The organism is Sporolactobacillus shoreicorticis (genome assembly GCF_024125445.1).
GTDB classification, from domain to species: domain Bacteria; phylum Bacillota; class Bacilli; order Bacillales; family Sporolactobacillaceae; genus Sporolactobacillus; species Sporolactobacillus shoreicorticis.
Genome location: NZ_JAMXWM010000005.1, coordinates 172,610 through 189,651, shown reverse-complemented (window position 1 = coordinate 189,651; position 17,042 = coordinate 172,610). Strand labels below are relative to the sequence as shown.

Genomic DNA, 17,042 nt, shown 5'->3' with positions numbered 1-17,042 from the left:
ATTCACCCTTTCTCGTTTTTTAATCATTTGCATTTTCTCAAGTTGGGTTTTGGCTCTTTATCCAATTATTCAGACAAACAAAAAAGAGATTTCCCATGTACAGAAAACCTCTTTGCAAGGTCCGCTGTTGAGGCCAGACCCTTTACCCTCTCTGGATAAACAAGTATATAGCCAAGTATTTAGATGTGATTTTAATGTATTATAGCATTATTTACATCTATGTCAATTGAAAAAATGACGTTCCCATGATCCTTTCGTTCCGTCTCATCGAAAAAAAGTGCACAAAATGAGGAACAGCATCAATGCTGTCCCTTATGCCTATTGCTAATCTGATTCATATCAACGATACTTGTCATGGATCGGGTGAAACAAATCCTCATCTGCGCTCCTGACAAGCGAAAAATGGTCGTCATTATCATATCCGTGCAACACTCGATTATGATGATTGATGATCTGCTCGGCTGACAAATCGGATGAATCCGAGGTACCGTGTGCATCGCCAACCAGCGTCGCATCGAATCCGTTGACCGTAGCCATTCGAACGGCTGTGTCAATACAATATTCGGTCTTGCATCCTGCAATCACTAGATGCTCAACACCGCGCTCTTGAAGATAGTTCAACAATGGTGTGTGATAAAAAGAGCTCGTCGCACTTTTATTAAATATCGTCGCGCCTTCCGGTATATGAATCGCCGGATGAATCTGGAATCCTTCTCCGTTCCCATCGGATACACTCGTATCGCGAATAAAGATTACGGTTATTTTGGCTTGTAGCGCTTTTTCAATCACAAAATTAATCTTTTGAAGCAGTTCTTCTTTATTGGGAACACCGGGTTCCTGAGCATCGCCATCGATTAACGCCTGCTGCGAATCAATGACAAGTAAGGCTTGGTTCACACGCAACGCCCCTTTCATTTTTTCCATTGTAACATGCCTGGTGCTCTTAACCAATATTATTCAGTTGTTTCATGTATTTACAGTAGCCAAGTTTATGAAAATGGTACCAGTCATCAGCCTCCGCTTTATTCTTAATGCCCAACGCCACTAAGACTTCTTTTGAAAATTCTAACGCGGCAGTGCCATTAGCGGTGATCCTGTTGCCATCTCGGACAGCTTGTTGATTGATGTACTCTTTTTCGCCGCTATAATTTTTCCCCGCAGCTTTCTTCAATTCCTCTAACTGATTGCTTGTATGCTTGCCTTCATTGAGAAATCCGTTCATTCCCAAAAATACCGTAGCATCACAAATAGCACCTAAGACAGCATTATTTTCTAATGCTTTTTTTATGAGCGGTATGACTTTTTTACTCGATTCCTTTCGCCATGAGTTTCCTCCGATAAGAATTAACCCATTGAAATGATTATCTACTGAATCGATAGCATAATCGGGTAGCGTAGTGAATCCGCCAATCGAATGAACCGGTTCCTTTATCAAGGATACGGTTTTAACACAGTAATTGTTTGATTCCTCATTTGAACTTCTCATAATTTCAGAGGCAAGATAGGCACCTTCCCAGTCAGCGTACTCTTCCAAAAGTACAAATAATATCCTCTTCTCCATCTCTACTCACTCTTTTCTGCTCGTCTTACCTGCGTGAAGTATATTAATCAAGAACGTATGTTCCCATAGTTAAAAGTATATCAGATTTATGTCCACTTCACAACTGCAATTGATCTCATATCCTTTTAAATTTCTTTTTTCATTGATTTTAAAAGAAACAGATATAAAGCCGTAATAAAGAGAACTGCTTTTGATAACAGTCCATTTATCTTCCGCACCATCCTTTAATCAAGTTGTCCGTTCTCTGAAATTGTGACCATTGCCATGTTCCGGAGCTGCACATCATAATATCCATAAATCAGCAGCATGAAATCGTCCGAGTCATCGGTCTCTCCATAAAATGGTTCAACATCACGCATCACCTTCTGTACTCATATTCCGGATACTGAGCAGAATGCAAAGTTCTGCCGATAACACATCTTGGCGCTCAACACTTATCGAGATCAATGTAAATTCTACCCCGACCGGCAGATTTGGCACGCCGCTCACGATACAAACGATTCAGCAAACGGCTGACCGTCTCCGGCGCCACCCCAATATACGCGGCCATATCCTGCTCAGTCATTAGATTCGGGATGAGTACCCAACCGTTCGATACGCGCATACCCGACTGTTGTGCCAATCGTTTAAGCAGGGAAACGAGCTGCACAAGTGCCGGTTCTAGAACCGAATCAGAGTATCGATTGATTAGTTCCTGACTTTTCATCGCCAAAAAGGCGGTAAACTGCTGCTGAATCACCGGATATCGGTGCAAGAGCTGTTGCATGACGGTTTGTTTGATCGAAAAAAGAGTCGTTGGTGCCAATGCTTCTGCACTGGCGGGATAAACGGCTGCATGATCTGCGAGTCCGACATGCGGGAACAAATCTCCTTGTGAAAACAGACTTACAATCCATTTTTTTCCTAATTTATTCTGATGAAAGGCACGGACAAGACCGTTTACAACAAAGAAATAGTGGGTCAGTACATCGTCCTGTAAAAAAATAATTTCTTTTTCTTGAAAAGTTCTGAACGTTCCGCTGCTTTTGATCTGATTCATTGCTTCTTGGGAAAGCCCTTGAAACCATCCGGTTGCCTTCAACTCAGTCAATTGTACCCCTCCTTTCCTAAAGATCGTTTCTGTATTTACAGCAACTTGATCTGAATCATGTTCGCTTTTTCTATTTATCTATAGTATAGATGATAGAATTTCTCAATTAAAGCAAAGGTATAGTCACTCATTTTTTATACATTAGGGAGCGATGATTCATGCAACTGTTTACGTGCGAAAATCGAACAACACTTAAGGAACGTCTTTATCAGGATGACTGCCAGACCGTCATGCACTTGTCTTTGCAAAAAGGACAGGAAATTCCCGAACATCATGGCGGTGACGCAGAAGTGACTGTGGTTCCCGTACGCGGTTCAATCATATTCACAGCATCCGGACAATCGGAACATCTTGTACCCGGCAAGCTTGTGCACCTGAATGCAAAGGAGCTTCATTCGGTACGAGCTGAAGAAGACAGCGATGTCATCTTGGTCAAATCGGCATGTGGCGACATCGTGCGCGGATGCTAAGAAACAACGTATGGGGAGATGATCTCTGTGAACACTCAGCCGAAAGAGAACAAGTATACACGTGTGGATAAGGAGACCTGTATTTCCTGCGGAGCATGCGAAGCAGCCGCACCAGATATCTTCAACTATGATGATCAAGGGCTTGCCTTTTCAATCATCGATGGAAATAAAGGGATTAAACCAATTCCTGATGAACTGCTCATGGATCTCGAAGATGCCTATGACGGATGTCCGACTGAATCAATCCTTGTATCTGACCATCCCTTTGACGAGCTCATTCAATCGGAGAATAATAAATAACGAAGATTGATTTAAAAGAAGGCATCACATTGACCATTCAGATAAAACAGATTTATGAACCCGTGCAGGATTCCGACGGTTTACGCATTCTCGTCGATCGTATGTGGCCGCGCGGGATATCAAAGGAACGTGCCCGGCTTGATGACTGGATGAAATCTGTCACACCAAGTCCTGAGCTGCGAAAATGGTTCAACCATGAACCAGCGAAATTCGCGCGTTTTCAAGAAGCTTATCAAAAGGAACTATCCGAGGATGAGGAGAAACAGCACGGTGTCGAGAAATTAATAAAACTGAGCCGCACTCAGACGGTAACCCTGCTTTATGCGGCAAAAAGTCCGACGTGCAATCACGCGTTGGTGCTGGTTGTTTTTATTAAAAGCAAGGAGAATCGCCATGACAATTAACGTGATCGGCATACTCGGCGCGTGAATCCTGATGGCCTGACGGCAAATGCTTACCGCCGTCTTGGAAGGTGCAAAAGAACAAGGATGCATCATTCAATGCATCGATCTGAATACCGATACTTTAGATCAAATCAAATTCGGGGGCGACGATGAGCTAGTCGCAGCCCTACGCGAAGCCGAATGCCTTGTTCTCGCCTCGCCAACCTATTGGGGCAATGTTTCTGGATCAATGAAACTGTTTCTGGACAATCTCCGTTCCGAATTGGTCCATTATTCTTCAAAAGGTGACCTGCTTCCCGGCAGCTATCAAGGCAAAGGGTATGTGCTGATCACAAGCTGTACGGCGAAAAAATGGACCAATCGACTCAGCGGCATCACCGATCAAACGTTTAAAGCCATGGACCTGCCGCTCAGCACCGCAGGGATGCATCGTCTCTTTGAAGCGGTCTGCGCCGACACATATGGCGTTCATACTTTGCCGCCTGCCAAATATGAAGCATGTAAAAAGATCGGCGCGCAAATTCCAAAACAAATGCAGAGAGGGGGATTTACATTGAAACGCTACATTCAGCTGTTTTTCATGCTTGCTGTGACCATACTGATCGTCATGGGTATCCAGCAAGGACTCAGTGCCCTGCACATCATTCAGCTGCATCAATTCTGGATCAATTATCTCTCGTTTGTTGTGCTGAGTTACCTGTTCCTATCCATAATGCTTCGTTATTTTGCCGTATTAAAACACCGACGTTCTTAACAACTGCAAAGGGCTGTTCTGCACATGATCGCCAGGGCAGGCTGTCTTATTGTTCCATTTTTTGCTCGCATCGCTGATCTACAATCCAGAACACCACACCGACCAGCATCATCAGTGTCATGAGTAGCGTGTAAAGAAGGATTGCTCCGTTTAGACCGATCCAATGCGCTACGATACCGAGGCCAAGGATCGGCAGACTGACGCCGAGATAGGTCAGCACATAGAACGAAGCAATGATATCCCCGCGTGATTCATCGGGTGAAATATGGTTGGTCAGCGCAAGACTTCCGGCAAAAGCAGGACCGTGACCAAAACCGACCAATACGGTAGTCAGGAACAAAAAGATCAGTGATTTTGTTTCCAATACGACAGCCAGTGATGCAAGACCGGCGGTCATCACGATAAAGCCGATAATCGACAGCTTTTGAAGTGCGATGCGTTTAAGAACAATTTGGCTGATCGTTGAAATACTGAGTACAAGGGCAACAATCGCGCCGGCCACCGCCAAGTTTGAGCTCCCTACTAGTTGATTCGTGTAGCTCGGAATGATCGACAGCATCAGGCTCATGATCGACCAGGCAATGAACGAGGTCATTCCGGAGAGATAGAAACGACCAATAATGGCACGCGGAACGGCCGGCCGATGCACACGAATAGCGGTGGAATGCTTTACCTTTTCGCTCATGTAAAACAAGCCGATGAAACATGGAATTGCCAGAAGCATATGCAAAAAATAAGCGAGCTGCATGGGAAAAGGGGCGTATTCACCCAGAACACCGGACAGGATGGGACCAAGTGCGTTACCCACAGTCACAGCCATTGAACCGACAAACGCTGCCTTAATCCGATTTTGTTTTACGTCCAGATCGGTTAATGCGGCGACTGCGACTCCATTCATCATACCAACCGATATGCCTTGAAAAATCCGCGAAATAAACAGCATTGTGAAATTTGTAGACAGGATAAATAATATTGAGCCGACTATAATGAAAAAAACTCCGGGAATCAGCAGCTTTTTTCGTCCCAATTGATCGGACATCTGGCCGGAAATAATAATCGTTGGGATGACGACAACTGCGTAAATCGCGAAAAGCAGCGTCACCATTCCCGGTGACAGATGCCACTGAACGCGATAAAGAGCGAGCAGTGGCGAAGGTATATTTGTTCCAAGAAGAGTGACGCACAGACTGTAAGCGACAAGCCAAAATGCGACCGAGCGTTTCGAAAAGAGTGCACTCAATTTTCCGCTCACTGAATCTCGTGACCGAACAGGCCGCGCGACATTGACCTGAAGAACATCAGCCAGATTATTAAGTTGGCTGATCACCCTTTCAAGAACCGTAGACTCGGATTTCAGCAGGATTTTCATTTTAGATGTATGCATTTCTTTATAAGTGCCGACTGTCATCGCATCGATATTCAAGCCGGATTGACTAAAAAGCTGGGAAACCTGTGCTAAGATGCCCGGCTGATTTTTAACAATGACTGAAATCTGTTGGGTCTTCATCTTCTTCCCCCTTTTTGACTTCCTACATTTTATGGTATCATTCGATTATCCATATAGAAAATATCCGTTTTGTTTGTTTATCATACTTTGTAGGTATACATAGGGAGGGACATCAATGGATATCCGCCAGCTTCGTTACTTTCTCGCTATTGCCCAGGAAGGACAGATCACGCGTGCCGCCAAGAAACTGAATATCGAGCAGCCGCCTCTGAGCCGGCAATTAAAACAGATTGAAGAAGAACTTGGTGTCATCCTGTTTGATCGTCAAGGAAAAGGTATGGCACTTACCGAGGCCGGTTCCGTTTTTCGCGTCAAAGCTGAAGCAATTCTTCAGCAATTGGATGAAACCATTACCGAGATTAAAGAACTCGATCTGGGCATTCAAGGCACACTGAAAATTGGTTCGGTTTTCTCCTGTGTTTCCCTGCTGCCGGAGAAAATCGCCTATTTTCGCGAACGCTACCCGCAGGTCACTTTTAAAATTTTAGAAGGCGATCATGTCGTCTTGGGGGATTACTTGGAGAATCGAAACATTGAACTGGTCGTCACAAGATTGCCTTTTGAATCCAATCAGGATCCAATCAAATACGAAACGCTAAGACTTCCCTCCGACCCGTTTGTCATGATTGTCCCTACAAGCGGGAACCTGCATGGAAAATCCACCTTTTTATTAAAGGACCTGGCCACAACCCCGCTTATCGCACTCAAGAGCGACAAAACAGTGCAGCTCAATAAGAAAATTGTCAATGAATGCCGCCGATTAGGCTTTGAACCGAATATTGTTTGCGAGTGTTCGAGTGTCTCGATTACGATTGCCTTAGTGACCGGCGGAATCGGTGTAACAATCCTTCCCAAGTCCGTGCTTTCCGCCTTTTCTGTCGCGGACATTAAAATGTTTGAACTTCCCGACATTACCATTCAGTCGGATGTCGGTATTATATGGCTGAGAGACCGCTACCTGACAAAAAAGGCGCGTCGATTTATTGACCTATTTAAAGACACAAAGTAAGAAAATGATCCTGAGAAATATATTCCGTCAAAGACACAGGGGAGTGAAACAGATCCCCAAAAACGATTATAGCCAAAGTTTAATTGAATCATTATTTCTGTTTTTCGTTTGGATCAATACGTACTTTAAATCCTTTTAGATTCACCTCGTCTCCTAAATAAAAAACGTTCTGCCTCTTCTTGATGAAGGCAGAACGTGTTCGATCATTTTTAAGAAATCAATAACTACTCAGAGCCGGAAGTAATTGATTTGCTTCCGGACTGCCAATTCCTGTAACCAGATCATAGCCTGATGCTGCAAGATAACCGCCATTGCTTCCTGAAATAATATCATGAAAGTCCGTTGTGTAACCCACGCTTCCGGATTGTCCCGCCGTTGCATATATTGCGTTTAATGCCTGCGTGCTGGACAACGGCTGCGTACGCAATTGATTTGACAATGCAATCATGGCACCCCACGCTGGTGCGCTGAAACTGGTTCCGCCAACTTGAAACCATCCTGATTGCCCTTGATCCGGGGTACTTGTGTAAACATAGACACCGGTGTTTGGATCCGCATCAAAAGCTATATCTGGTATCCCACGCTTTGTACCAACAATACTTGCCCAATTGGATTGAAAAGAAGGTCTGCTTTCATAAGAGCTCGTAGCGCCACCTGAACCCGACCAGGCACTTTCACCATTATAATTACCTGAAATGTCTGTACTTAGAGATGTTCCGCCAACTGAGACAATATAAGGAGAAGAAGCCGGCCACGAACTTCCCGAGCCGTTGTCACCGGAAGATGCCAGATAGGTTATCCCTGAATGATTAAAATGTGTGTTATAAGACGTTTCTCCTGAAAATTCCGAGCCTCCCCAACTATTCGAGACTATGGTCGCTCCATGGCTCGTTGCATAATCCTCAGCCTTTAATAGATTGGCAGTTGACGCAGACTTTGCCGCAACGACCATGATTTTAGCATCCGGTGCAAGGGCATGCGCCCATTCGACATCTAAGGCCGTTTCAAGTGCCCACCCTCCATCTGTCTTAGGCTTCCCACTTGGATAATCAACTTCAATGTTTGCATCAGGAAGACTGAATTGCTGATCAAAGGTATCAAGATCAGCTTGTATAGTCGGACTTCCATATGCCTCGATCAACGCAATTGTTTGCCCCGCTCCTGTTTGCCCCAGATGATCAATACCATATGCCTTTTTGATCTGTGTCGGTGAATAGACATTAGCCACTGCTTTTGGTTTAATCCCTTTAGAAATTGGTTTGTAGTGAATTGGGTTATGCGCCTTCCACCCTTTAGGCGGTGCAGCAAGGCTTTCTGACTTTGCACTGGCAAATGCATACGTGGCAAAAAAGGCAACAAACACAATGAGAACAGCGATAATGTTGCGAGTCGTTCGTTTGACTAGTTTATTCATAGATTTTCCCCCTGATTCATAGATTGTCTCTATACTAACAACTTGTTATTTATTTTTTTGTCAGATTTTGTTGGAAAATGAGTGAATAAAATGATGCAATATTGCATAATATTTTTCGATAGCAGGGGCGTATAATAGTCTAATAGATTGAACCATCTTCATTCCTTATGGAGGCGTTCTCGATGAAAAAAGCGTTGATTAAGTGCAGCTTGATCATGTGTCTCTTAACGTTAACTCTTTCTTTGACTGCTCTCCCGCAAGACAAGTCCGATCTGCCATTCGAAGATGTCCTATCGCCAAAATAAACTGGCAGATCAAAAAACAACCAAGCCGTCTGGTCACGATGGCCTGGTTGTTTTTGTTGCTTGGTTTGTAATTAATCTGCCGTGTTTATCCTATCGTTCAGGTAATTATATTTCTTATAAACGATAATTTGTCTATAAAAATCGAGGTGCAGCAGATCAAAAAAAACGTATGCTTTTTGATATAATGCCGCGATCTGATCATTTGAATCATTCAGCCTTTCCATACATTCTGCTTTTTGGTAGTACAGTTGACCTAACAGGGCCATGTGATCGAGACGAATCGAAAGCATGATGGCATGATCAATATGCTGAATGCTTAATACATACTCCTCGCGTTGAAAAAGCAGTTTGCTGAAATTATATAATGCCTTAATTTTTAGCTTAACAAATTTTTCCTCAAAAGAATCATACTGAATGATTTCTTTATAAAGGCGAGCACCTTCTCTGATCTTATTCTGTTCTGCAAAGATATTAGCAATAGAATTTTTTATGAAATAATCCAGATGGAGATAAATCACGGACGGTGTTTTATCCAATAATAACAACTTAAGCTCTGTGATACAGGTAAGGCCGTCAACCTTGTTCAATCGATACATCGCTAACCAATAGTGCCACGACAAAATTTTACTGTAATCACCGTATCCTGAACAATCATCTTGCTCATGAACAATACAGTTCAAAATTGCGTCATACTTCTTTCGCTTGCTCAGTTCAAAGAGCCTGTCCACAATTGTTTTCTTATTAGCAAAATCATCATAGATCAGCACTTTAAAAAAATAAGAGACAGGGACTTTTAATTTCGATGAAAATAATTGCAGCAAATCAATACTTGGATAAACTTCCCCATGTTCAATTCTGCTGATTTCAGATTGATGGCAAATGTCTTTTGATAGCTCATTTTGTGTCATTCCACGTTTTTTTCTCCATCTTTTGATTTCTTTCCCCAATCGATATTTATCCAAGCTGCTCACCTCTTTCGCACAATATTTCTTTACGGGATTCATTACTTTGAGCGTTTGATTGGCAAGTGAATTGCTGCATCGGTCAACTGCTCCCAACTTAGGAGCTCTAGTGTTCTTTCCACAGCGACTCTGCATTTTCCTTCCGCATAACCCTGTTATAATGGTTATAAACCGATTCGAAAGGAATCTTTGTTATGATCTTTAGACAAGTCCGTAAAGAGGATTTAGAGCCGCTCGTCATCCTTGAAAATAAAGCATTCACACCCGAAGAAGCAGCGACGAAGCAGGCATTCATCAATCGAATTGAGACAATACCCGACACCTTTATCATTGCAGAGGAAAAAAATCAAATTATTGGTTACGTGAATGGTCCGGTCCTATCTGCTCCCTTTATCACCGACGACCTTTTTGATCAAACGATGCCGAATCCGGTAAGCGGCAGTTATCAAAGCATTCTGGGTATTGTCGTCGCTCCTGATTATCAAAAAAAGGGTATTGCAGGTATGCTTCTCCGTGCCTTCGAAAAACAGGCACGCGCGAAAAATCGATTGACCGTCACGCTCACCTGTCGAGAATCACTTATTCCCTTCTATCAAAAGAATGGCTATGTCAATCACGGCATTGCAGAGTCCCAGCATGGAGGTATTGAGTGGTTTAATATGGATAAAATGCTGTAAACAGCAGATTTGTTCATTACTCTTTTGTAAAAAGCGGGCAGACCTGTGTCTACCCGCTCCTTCATTAATTTTTTCATTTTTCCGGTTTAAACGTCTTGCAATCTGTTTCCTCGACGTTTGAGGCCTGCTTGCCTTTATGACTAACGACATAAATAGCGTTCGCAGAACAATGGTTTCCTTCATCCCAAAACGTACAATTGTTTACCTCACAGAGCACATCTTTAGCCAAAGTCGCTCACCTCCTCAGGAACTAGTATGAGCAAGCTCCGGGGGATCAATACGACAACGAATCGGTTTCATTCACTGTTTGTTAAGGCACCATTACATGTTCAGGCTATGATGTTCCCGGTTCTGACTGCTCACTTGGCTATGATCAATATTCTGATGCTTAAGTGTCGGGAACACCGTTCTATCGAAGACACCAACCAACGAGCCCTGAAACAGGAGCGCGAAAATAGTGCCGACATTGATGGCATAAAGTTGGTGCAAATCGATCCAGCAAAAAAGGATGATCACAACCGGTGGTGAGAACGTAACAAGCTGAGCGACCGTCGCGTTGCCTTTAAAAAATTTAAAACGGATAATCTGCATCAAATCATCACATGGATGAAGCATCAGATTCACACGTTGATAAATTGAAATCGCCAGTGAGATAAAGCATACACCAACGATGTCCAATACCACACGCACAATAAGCGGCAGTTCATTAATCCCTACAGCAACGAGATAAGTACTGATAATCCCAATTAAATAGCTGAACGGAATCATGAAAATTATATTGCCGATAATGCGATGCCAGTCGACTTTACCAATAATCAGGGCATTGATGATTATGACCAGAACACCTGAGGCAAACAAAATTAAACTCAGTGGAATGCTTGTCAGCGCTGTAAAATTAACAGCCGACGCTGTCCAAAGTGCGCTTCCCAAATTCAGTGAAACGGTCAGCGCATTTCCAAATGCATTAAAAAAAATTGAAATCATGAAATACAGCAAATTCTCATTATGACTATGAGTGCGAGCGGGCAGTACATGCTTAGCGTACACGAACATTTCCTTCCTTTTCGTTCATTCTTTTTTAACTGATGAATACATAAAACACCGGTGAAGAATATTCAGTAAGACAGCACATTCTTCATTCAATTCGTTTCATTTTAACTCTTACTCAATATATATTCAATGAAAAATTAATGTCGAAATGTCCTCAAATCAAATAAAGTTCTGCCCATCATTTTCTTCTGTTCTTGTTCACGCCTCACCAATGGAAACAGCTTGTTCTTCTTGAACAAAAAGCGCCCGATTTTTACTCCCGCAGAATACGGTGGCTTTCACGTTGCATACAGGACATACTTTCACAGAATGTGATGGCTTTCGTGTCGCATACAGGACGTATGCGTATTTAGCGAAAGCTCCTTTACAGTTAGCGAAAGTTCTTTCGCTCCAAATACGGCGTTGATCGACTTCTTTTGTTGCATCATTTTCATTAAGAGTTCTGGTCCTTAATAAAATAAGCGGAATTTTTCCGTCTATTTATCCGATTTGACGCTTAACCTGCTCGTCCAACCAATAAGTGCAGATTGGTAATCAGCATCATATGAAGTTTATCGTCGTACCGACAAGCCAAAACACAAAAAAGGCTGCCGCTTATTTTTTGCGGCAGCCTTTTCATTACAGGTATACTTAATTATCAGAAATCGTCAACTTGTCATCCGGATAGATGAGATCCGAGGACAGATTGTTTGTTTTCATTAATTGCTCCACTGTTGTACCGTGTTTTTTGGCAATTGACCACAGCGAGTCACCTGACTTAATCGTATATTGCTCAGACGGATCCTGCAGGTTGATTTTCTGTCCCGGATAAAGCAGTGTATCCTCAAGTTTATTTATTTGTTGAATCTTCTGTACGGAAATTCCGCTCCTATTCGATATTGCCCACAAAGTATCCCCTGTCTGCACAATGTAAACACCGTTGTTAATTGTTGGCGATGAGCTTGTCTCATTTGAAACAGAACTTGAGTCATCCGTCTTAGGTGCAGTCGCCTGTGACGTTTGACTGTTATTTGCAGATGCCTGGTCATCACTTTGTGTTGATTTTGTCTGATCGGCTGTTGATGGTTGATTGCTCTGTACCTTATTTATCCTGTCGGTTGCTGATGACTGACTGCTTTCTGTTGCATTCGTCTGATCAGTTGTTGAAGATTGATCGGTCGACGCACCGGTTTGTGTTTGGCCGTTTGATGAATTCTGAGTTGTTGAAGACGATTGAGACACAGCTGATTCTTGTGTCGATTTTTGCGACTGCGCGGTCTGTTGCGTATTTGTTGTGATTCTTCGAGCAGTTACAAAACGCGGTTCCCAGTAACTTGAAGCGCCTCCGCCGAAAATTTGCGTTTCGCGAACGCCTGTTTTTTCCGTTTCCGCACTAATCATTCGATTATTGCCAACGTAAATCCCGACATGAGAAATACCTGAACCTGATGTGTTAAAAAAGACAAGATCGCCGGGTTGAAGATCAGAACGGTTAACCGCAGTACCATAACCGGCTTGAGCGGCCGAGCTATGAGGCAGTTGAATGCCTAAACGTGAAAACACGCGCATTGTAAATCCCGAACAGTCATTCTGTCCCCAAGAATAAGTGGAACCCATTCCCTGTTGCGCCAATGAAACCACCGATGATGCCGACGCCGCATCTGCCTGATGCACCCCGAGACCTGTTACCGTCAGTCCACCGATTAATGCAAGTGATACTATACTTTTTTTCATCATAATTCCCTCCATTGTGTGCTCCCAAAATTTCTCTTTTTCAGTCATTGTTCTATGTAACGTCTGCCAACACATCTCATCATAGGCCTCTGAGGTTGCATTCCAATAACATCCTATTGACAGCATCAATACATTCTGATGACAAAAAGTATCAATAATTTCATATTCAGACTATATATTAGTATCACTAGCATCTGAAAACAGTTATGGAATAATATGGGTAGAACATAAAGGCTCAAGAAGGTCATACTTGTCAATGTATCAGTCATAGCTTATAAGAAACGGCTGTTAAAAAATTGGGCTGTGAAGCATAGCATCACGCATATTAGGGAAGATACATTAAATAGAGTCAAAAATAGAGATAAGCGGATTCTGATGATCAGTAAAAGAGATGTAGATTCCGCTGCTAATCAGTCATTGAGCGGTTATCAATCTAACACGTGCGAGAAGGGGGTATTCACATGCTGCATGAACTTTCTGCATTAAATCCGGTGCTGCTGGCTTTGCTTGCCGGACTTTTCACGTGGGGCTGCACTGCAGCTGGTGCATCACTTGTTTTTTTCTTCAAGGATTTAGACCAGAAAATGGCGAACGTTATGTTTGGTTTTGCTGCAGGCGTCATGATTGCTGCCAGCTTTTGGTCGCTTTTGGCACCGGCCATTGAGATTAGTGCCGGTATGGGGAGATTCTCGTTTGTCCCTGCTCTTATCGGTTTTTTGCTAGGCGGCGCCTTTTTAAGACTCGTCGATCGTCTCATTCCTCACTTGCATTTCGGTTTTCCAATCGCACAAAAAGAAGGCCCGAAGACCAAGCTGCGTAAAATCATACTGCTTGTTCTTTCGATTACCATTCATAATATCCCGGAAGGTGCCGCTGTCGGGGTTGCTTTTGGTGCCATGGTTACTGGAGATACAGAATTGATGATCGCGGCACTTGCCCTTGCGTTCGGTATCGGTATTCAAAATTTTCCGGAAGGTGCCGCCGTATCTATTCCTTTACGTGGTGAAGGTCTTTCAAGACGCAAAAGCTTCTGGTATGGGCAGTTGTCTGCAGCTGTTGAACCGATTTTTGCTGTCATCGGCGCTTATCTAGTTGTTCATGTCTCCCCTATGCTTCCCTATGCCCTTGCGTTTGCGGCAGGAGCGATGATCTTCGTTGTTGTTGAAGAACTCATTCCGGAGTCGCAACGCACAGGTTCAACCGATTTAGCCACTGCTGCAACCATGTTTGGTTTTGCCGTAATGATGGTACTTGATGTCGCGCTCGGATAATTGACACTCAATGGCGAATCAACCGGTTAAACAAATGTTTGTTTTAAAACCTGAATGGAGCGCTTGCCACGAATTTTCTTAGTTTACTATGCTGGCAATCCGCTCGGCCGCCTCGGTCGCGGTCAAATCGCTGACATCAATTTTTACAGTATTCATTTCTTTATAGCATTGCATTCGAACAATACTCGCTTCGATTGAATCGGCCGTTCTCATTCCCTTCCGAACATCCTGCATGATACGGGATCTGAGCACATCTTCGGAACAGATAAGTGAGATTTTGTGTAGCTCATAGTCACCATGGAGGCGGCTCAAAATCTCTTCAATAATTTGTTCTTGGTGCATAACCCAGCAAAAAATAATGTAGCGAAAACCGGAATTGGAAAGATAGGCATTTAAAAGATAGGTGATGTTGCTGATCACCATTCTTTTATTTTCTTCTGTGAACGCCCATGGGTTCATCTTCCAGCACCAGTCTCCATCCAAGTAAACACTGGGCATGAGTCGGTCGGCTAATTTCTCAGATATGGTACTTTTGCCGACGCCCATTATGCCGTTGACCATAATCAATTTTTTCATCTTCCCTGCTCCTTTTGAGGATGAACTCTATTGCCAGTGAGACGGGCGATTGAACATGGAAGGCAGTTTGGTCGATGCACTACCCTTCGCCGAGTTCAGCTGCGCCTGCGTCAAAAAAATACTGCCGGTCAAATCAGCGCCGCGTAAATTGGTATCTCGCAGATCAGCGCCAATAAAATCGGCAGCCGTTAAGTCTGTTTCACTCAGGTCGGCAGCAATTAAGTAGGCGCCTCTAAAATTTGCCCCCACAAGATCCGCGTCGTTCAGCTTCTTCCCAATAAGATCGGCGCCTCGGTAATTTTTCCGCTTTCCCCGACCCGGCACATCATGTCGTTGCGTTTCCTGCCACACAAGTTCGCTCGTTCTCAAAAAAAGATCATTTAATTTCTCATGCTGTGATTGAAGATCCAGATCTATAATGGAATCCGCACTCAATTGCGTCAACTGCTCGATTTCGTTCAATGCCTGGGAAAGTTCGCTGTGAATTGATCGTGGCGCAATGCAGGACAGCGCCATCTGAAGATACCAAAGCAATTCATGAAGCATAATCATTTTTGGGAACACTGTAAACATTTTGCTCGCCACTTCCGCACGCACACGCCAGTCCACTCCATGAAAAGTAACTTGAGAAACCTTTTGTCCCGCTCCAAAGCATTCAAAAGCTGTGCAGCCTTTAAATCCTTTTTCCCTCAATCCGCTATGAATGCGACAGTGAAAATCTGATCGCAGATTTGGGCATGGTTTCCCCGCCTGTTTATTAAAGGCAAAATCCTCTGAATCTGAAAAGGGCAGCGCCACGCAGCAGAGACCGAAGCATTTCTCGCATTCCGGCCGAAGTTTCTTTCGAATCGCCTGAGTATTTCGCGGCTCACGCACAATCAGCACTTCCGTTCCTATCAATTAGTACAAGTATACACGATTCATCGTCCATTTGTTCATCAATCATGAGCAGAAAAAAAGATCCTCTCCAACTCTGGACGGATGAAATGGTCCACTTATTGGACTAAACTTTAATTAGCGAATATGAGGGGCTGTTCAGATGAGACACTGTGCATTCAAGAAATTTGGAAAAGGACAAGAAACGATCTTGTTTTTTCCCGCCGCCGGTTTTTCCGGAATGGAAGGCAAAGTCATTGCCGATTTTTTTCAAGAGGATTATCAAGTATACCTCTGCGACACACCTGGATATGGGAGAAGTACCGGATTTGACCACACGATTAAACCAAAAGATCTTGCCGATTGGATGATTGATTTTCTTAATAAAGAAAAAAAAGAAGCGGTTCATTTGATCGGGCATTCGGCCGGCGGCTTTGTCTGTCTCTGCGCTGCCTATTATTACCCGAGTCGGATAAAAAGTCTCATTTTGCTGGATACCTGCCACTTTAATTTGCCACGCTGCCTTCAGAAATGGGCAAGGCGGCCATCCTTATGCCTTTGTTTAGTCTGCTGTCCCATATTTTCAAGAAAAAAGTATACAGTTTTGCCGGGCATCATATTCTTCCGGCTATAGAGGACTCGGAGACAAGCACCACAGAAGCCGACTTCTCAGCTTTTTGCAAGTGGATGCGGCTTGATCCCTCAAACCAATATGTTGCCAAGTCCTTTTATCATGCCCTGCTCCCTTTAAAACAAGAAGCGCTTCCTTTCCATCTTTGCCATTATCAAACGAACGTGAAAAAGATGCTCGCTCAAACGCGGCTTCCTGTCTGTCTCTGCTACGCCTCTTATGAAGGCATTGATCAAAAAAGAGCGCATTTTGAGCAGAAAAACAGTGCATCGGCCGCCGCTCAATCAAACATTGACATTATAAAGGTTCCCGGCGCGCATTATGTACTGTGGGCAAAGGAATCACCGCTGTCGAAGATCGCCAAATTCATTAAGTCCGTTTCATTTATAAGTTCTTGATCCTATTAAAAACCTGCTATAATGACTATGCAAAGACCTCGAAACGTCTTGCACAATCAAAATTCTCTCTGTGA

The 17,042-nt window shown here is 43.5% G+C and carries 22 protein-coding genes; 10 read left to right on the top strand and 12 right to left on the bottom strand.

What is annotated here, in order from left to right:
• Nucleotides 1-339: 339 nt before the first annotated feature.
• The 4 genes from NIE88_RS06460 to NIE88_RS06450 all read right to left on the bottom strand — a co-directional run bounded on the left by NIE88_RS06460 (nucleotide 340) and on the right by NIE88_RS06450 (nucleotide 2,651).
• On the bottom strand, nucleotides 340-897 hold the full coding sequence (locus NIE88_RS06460) for a cysteine hydrolase family protein (RefSeq protein ID WP_253060543.1): 558 nt from the start codon (nucleotides 895-897) through the stop codon (nucleotides 340-342).
• A gap of 46 nt (nucleotides 898-943) precedes the next feature.
• Nucleotides 944-1,561, bottom strand: a complete 618-nt coding sequence (locus NIE88_RS06455; RefSeq protein ID WP_253060505.1) for a type 1 glutamine amidotransferase family protein — start codon at nucleotides 1,559-1,561, stop codon at nucleotides 944-946.
• 224 nt (nucleotides 1,562-1,785) lie between these two features.
• On the bottom strand, nucleotides 1,786-1,920 hold the full coding sequence (locus tag NIE88_RS22370; RefSeq protein WP_290446332.1) for a hypothetical protein: 135 nt from the start codon (nucleotides 1,918-1,920) through the stop codon (nucleotides 1,786-1,788).
• A gap of 68 nt (nucleotides 1,921-1,988) precedes the next feature.
• On the bottom strand, nucleotides 1,989-2,651 hold the full coding sequence (locus tag NIE88_RS06450; RefSeq protein WP_253060504.1) for a Crp/Fnr family transcriptional regulator: 663 nt from the start codon (nucleotides 2,649-2,651) through the stop codon (nucleotides 1,989-1,991).
• A gap of 158 nt (nucleotides 2,652-2,809) precedes the next feature.
• On the opposite strand from NIE88_RS06450, the gene NIE88_RS06445 reads away from it, so the two are divergent.
• The 4 genes from NIE88_RS06445 to NIE88_RS06430 are packed head-to-tail and all read left to right on the top strand — an operon-like array spanning nucleotide 2,810 to nucleotide 4,579.
• Nucleotides 2,810-3,121: a cupin domain-containing protein gene (locus tag NIE88_RS06445; protein WP_253060503.1), complete on the top strand. Its 312-nt coding sequence runs from the start codon at nucleotides 2,810-2,812 to the stop codon at nucleotides 3,119-3,121.
• An 18-nt stretch (nucleotides 3,122-3,139) separates the two neighbouring features.
• Nucleotides 3,140-3,421, top strand: coding sequence for a ferredoxin (locus NIE88_RS06440; RefSeq protein WP_373689407.1), 282 nt, complete (start codon nucleotides 3,140-3,142; stop codon nucleotides 3,419-3,421).
• 29 nt (nucleotides 3,422-3,450) lie between these two features.
• Nucleotides 3,451-3,825, top strand: coding sequence for a DUF488 domain-containing protein (locus tag NIE88_RS06435; protein WP_253060501.1), 375 nt, complete (start codon nucleotides 3,451-3,453; stop codon nucleotides 3,823-3,825).
• A 46-nt stretch (nucleotides 3,826-3,871) separates the two neighbouring features.
• The gene (locus tag NIE88_RS06430; RefSeq protein WP_253060500.1) at nucleotides 3,872-4,579 is read left to right on the top strand and encodes a flavodoxin family protein; all 708 of its coding nucleotides are present in this window, start codon (nucleotides 3,872-3,874) and stop codon (nucleotides 4,577-4,579) included.
• Between the two features lie 46 nt (nucleotides 4,580-4,625).
• Here NIE88_RS06430 and NIE88_RS06425 read toward each other — a convergent pair whose 3' ends face one another.
• The gene (locus tag NIE88_RS06425; protein ID WP_253060499.1) at nucleotides 4,626-6,086 is read right to left on the bottom strand and encodes an MFS transporter; all 1,461 of its coding nucleotides are present in this window, start codon (nucleotides 6,084-6,086) and stop codon (nucleotides 4,626-4,628) included.
• A 115-nt stretch (nucleotides 6,087-6,201) separates the two neighbouring features.
• Between NIE88_RS06425 and NIE88_RS06420 the strand changes: the two genes are divergently transcribed.
• Nucleotides 6,202-7,095, top strand: a complete 894-nt coding sequence (locus NIE88_RS06420; RefSeq protein WP_253060498.1) for a LysR family transcriptional regulator — start codon at nucleotides 6,202-6,204, stop codon at nucleotides 7,093-7,095.
• 217 nt (nucleotides 7,096-7,312) lie between these two features.
• Here NIE88_RS06420 and NIE88_RS06415 read toward each other — a convergent pair whose 3' ends face one another.
• Complete coding sequence (locus NIE88_RS06415; protein ID WP_253060497.1) at nucleotides 7,313-8,509, bottom strand: S53 family peptidase; 1,197 nt, start codon at nucleotides 8,507-8,509, stop codon at nucleotides 7,313-7,315.
• A gap of 182 nt (nucleotides 8,510-8,691) precedes the next feature.
• Here NIE88_RS06415 and NIE88_RS22365 point away from each other — a divergent pair, with 182 nt between their 5' ends.
• A complete protein-coding gene (locus tag NIE88_RS22365) occupies nucleotides 8,692-8,814 on the top strand; it encodes a hypothetical protein (RefSeq protein ID WP_290446331.1) in 123 nt (40 codons plus the stop codon).
• A gap of 71 nt (nucleotides 8,815-8,885) precedes the next feature.
• Here NIE88_RS22365 and NIE88_RS06410 read toward each other — a convergent pair whose 3' ends face one another.
• Nucleotides 8,886-9,911, bottom strand: a complete 1,026-nt coding sequence (locus NIE88_RS06410; RefSeq protein ID WP_253060496.1) for a helix-turn-helix domain-containing protein — start codon at nucleotides 9,909-9,911, stop codon at nucleotides 8,886-8,888.
• A gap of 59 nt (nucleotides 9,912-9,970) precedes the next feature.
• Here NIE88_RS06410 and NIE88_RS06405 point away from each other — a divergent pair, with 59 nt between their 5' ends.
• On the top strand, nucleotides 9,971-10,453 hold the full coding sequence (locus tag NIE88_RS06405) for a GNAT family N-acetyltransferase (protein ID WP_253060495.1): 483 nt from the start codon (nucleotides 9,971-9,973) through the stop codon (nucleotides 10,451-10,453).
• 73 nt (nucleotides 10,454-10,526) lie between these two features.
• Here the strand turns inward: NIE88_RS06405 and NIE88_RS06400 are convergent, their stop codons facing one another.
• From NIE88_RS06400 to NIE88_RS06390, 3 genes are all read right to left on the bottom strand, one after another.
• A complete protein-coding gene (locus NIE88_RS06400) occupies nucleotides 10,527-10,682 on the bottom strand; it encodes a DUF1540 domain-containing protein (RefSeq protein ID WP_253060494.1) in 156 nt (51 codons plus the stop codon).
• A gap of 92 nt (nucleotides 10,683-10,774) precedes the next feature.
• Entirely contained in the window at nucleotides 10,775-11,500 is a 726-nt protein-coding gene (locus NIE88_RS06395) for a YczE/YyaS/YitT family protein (RefSeq protein WP_253060493.1), read from the bottom strand.
• Between the two features lie 633 nt (nucleotides 11,501-12,133).
• Nucleotides 12,134-13,216, bottom strand: coding sequence for a C40 family peptidase (locus NIE88_RS06390; RefSeq protein WP_253060492.1), 1,083 nt, complete (start codon nucleotides 13,214-13,216; stop codon nucleotides 12,134-12,136).
• Nucleotides 13,217-13,677: 461 nt separating this feature from the next.
• Here NIE88_RS06390 and NIE88_RS06385 point away from each other — a divergent pair, with 461 nt between their 5' ends.
• Nucleotides 13,678-14,487, top strand: a complete 810-nt coding sequence (locus tag NIE88_RS06385) for a ZIP family metal transporter (RefSeq protein ID WP_253060491.1) — start codon at nucleotides 13,678-13,680, stop codon at nucleotides 14,485-14,487.
• Nucleotides 14,488-14,565: 78 nt separating this feature from the next.
• On the opposite strand, the gene NIE88_RS06380 is transcribed toward NIE88_RS06385, so the two are convergent.
• Both NIE88_RS06380 and NIE88_RS06375 read right to left on the bottom strand, forming a co-directional pair.
• Nucleotides 14,566-15,063, bottom strand: a complete 498-nt coding sequence (locus NIE88_RS06380) for an ATP-binding protein (protein WP_253060490.1) — start codon at nucleotides 15,061-15,063, stop codon at nucleotides 14,566-14,568.
• Nucleotides 15,064-15,090: 27 nt separating this feature from the next.
• Nucleotides 15,091-15,939: a pentapeptide repeat-containing protein gene (locus tag NIE88_RS06375; protein ID WP_253060489.1), complete on the bottom strand. Its 849-nt coding sequence runs from the start codon at nucleotides 15,937-15,939 to the stop codon at nucleotides 15,091-15,093.
• 163 nt (nucleotides 15,940-16,102) lie between these two features.
• Here NIE88_RS06375 and NIE88_RS06370 point away from each other — a divergent pair, with 163 nt between their 5' ends.
• Together NIE88_RS06370 and NIE88_RS06365 are read left to right on the top strand one after the other, a co-directional pair.
• Nucleotides 16,103-16,573 (top strand): alpha/beta fold hydrolase, encoded by a 471-nt coding sequence (locus NIE88_RS06370; protein WP_253060488.1) that lies wholly within the window; start codon nucleotides 16,103-16,105, stop codon nucleotides 16,571-16,573.
• Complete coding sequence (locus NIE88_RS06365; RefSeq protein WP_253060487.1) at nucleotides 16,492-16,968, top strand: hypothetical protein; 477 nt, start codon at nucleotides 16,492-16,494, stop codon at nucleotides 16,966-16,968. Before NIE88_RS06370 ends, NIE88_RS06365 begins: the two co-directional genes overlap by 82 nt.
• Nucleotides 16,969-17,042 lie beyond the last annotated feature (74 nt).

Bases quoted from the DNA above. Each gene is read 5' to 3' on its own strand.
- NIE88_RS06410 (WP_253060496.1), bottom strand. From the start codon at position 9,911: ATGCAGAGTCGCTGTGGAAAGAACACTAGAGCTCCTAAGTTGGGAGCA.
- NIE88_RS22365 (WP_290446331.1), top strand. From the start codon at position 8,692: ATGAAAAAAGCGTTGATTAAGTGCAGCTTGATCATGTGTCTCTTAACG.
- NIE88_RS06415 (WP_253060497.1), bottom strand. From the start codon at position 8,509: ATGAATAAACTAGTCAAACGAACGACTCGCAACATTATCGCTGTTCTC.
- NIE88_RS06425 (WP_253060499.1), bottom strand. From the start codon at position 6,086: ATGAAGACCCAACAGATTTCAGTCATTGTTAAAAATCAGCCGGGCATC.
- NIE88_RS06440 (WP_373689407.1), top strand. From the start codon at position 3,140: ATGATCTCTGTGAACACTCAGCCGAAAGAGAACAAGTATACACGTGTG.
- NIE88_RS06370 (WP_253060488.1), top strand. From the start codon at position 16,103: ATGAGACACTGTGCATTCAAGAAATTTGGAAAAGGACAAGAAACGATC.
- NIE88_RS06390 (WP_253060492.1), bottom strand. From the start codon at position 13,216: ATGAAAAAAAGTATAGTATCACTTGCATTAATCGGTGGACTGACGGTA.
- NIE88_RS06380 (WP_253060490.1), bottom strand. From the start codon at position 15,063: ATGAAAAAATTGATTATGGTCAACGGCATAATGGGCGTCGGCAAAAGT.
- NIE88_RS06385 (WP_253060491.1), top strand. From the start codon at position 13,678: ATGCTGCATGAACTTTCTGCATTAAATCCGGTGCTGCTGGCTTTGCTT.
- NIE88_RS06405 (WP_253060495.1), top strand. From the start codon at position 9,971: ATGATCTTTAGACAAGTCCGTAAAGAGGATTTAGAGCCGCTCGTCATC.
- NIE88_RS06455 (WP_253060505.1), bottom strand. From the start codon at position 1,561: ATGGAGAAGAGGATATTATTTGTACTTTTGGAAGAGTACGCTGACTGG.
- NIE88_RS06430 (WP_253060500.1), top strand. From the start codon at position 3,872: ATGCTTACCGCCGTCTTGGAAGGTGCAAAAGAACAAGGATGCATCATT.
- NIE88_RS06365 (WP_253060487.1), top strand. From the start codon at position 16,492: ATGCCTTTGTTTAGTCTGCTGTCCCATATTTTCAAGAAAAAAGTATAC.
- NIE88_RS06420 (WP_253060498.1), top strand. From the start codon at position 6,202: ATGGATATCCGCCAGCTTCGTTACTTTCTCGCTATTGCCCAGGAAGGA.
- NIE88_RS22370 (WP_290446332.1), bottom strand. From the start codon at position 1,920: ATGCGTGATGTTGAACCATTTTATGGAGAGACCGATGACTCGGACGAT.
- NIE88_RS06445 (WP_253060503.1), top strand. From the start codon at position 2,810: ATGCAACTGTTTACGTGCGAAAATCGAACAACACTTAAGGAACGTCTT.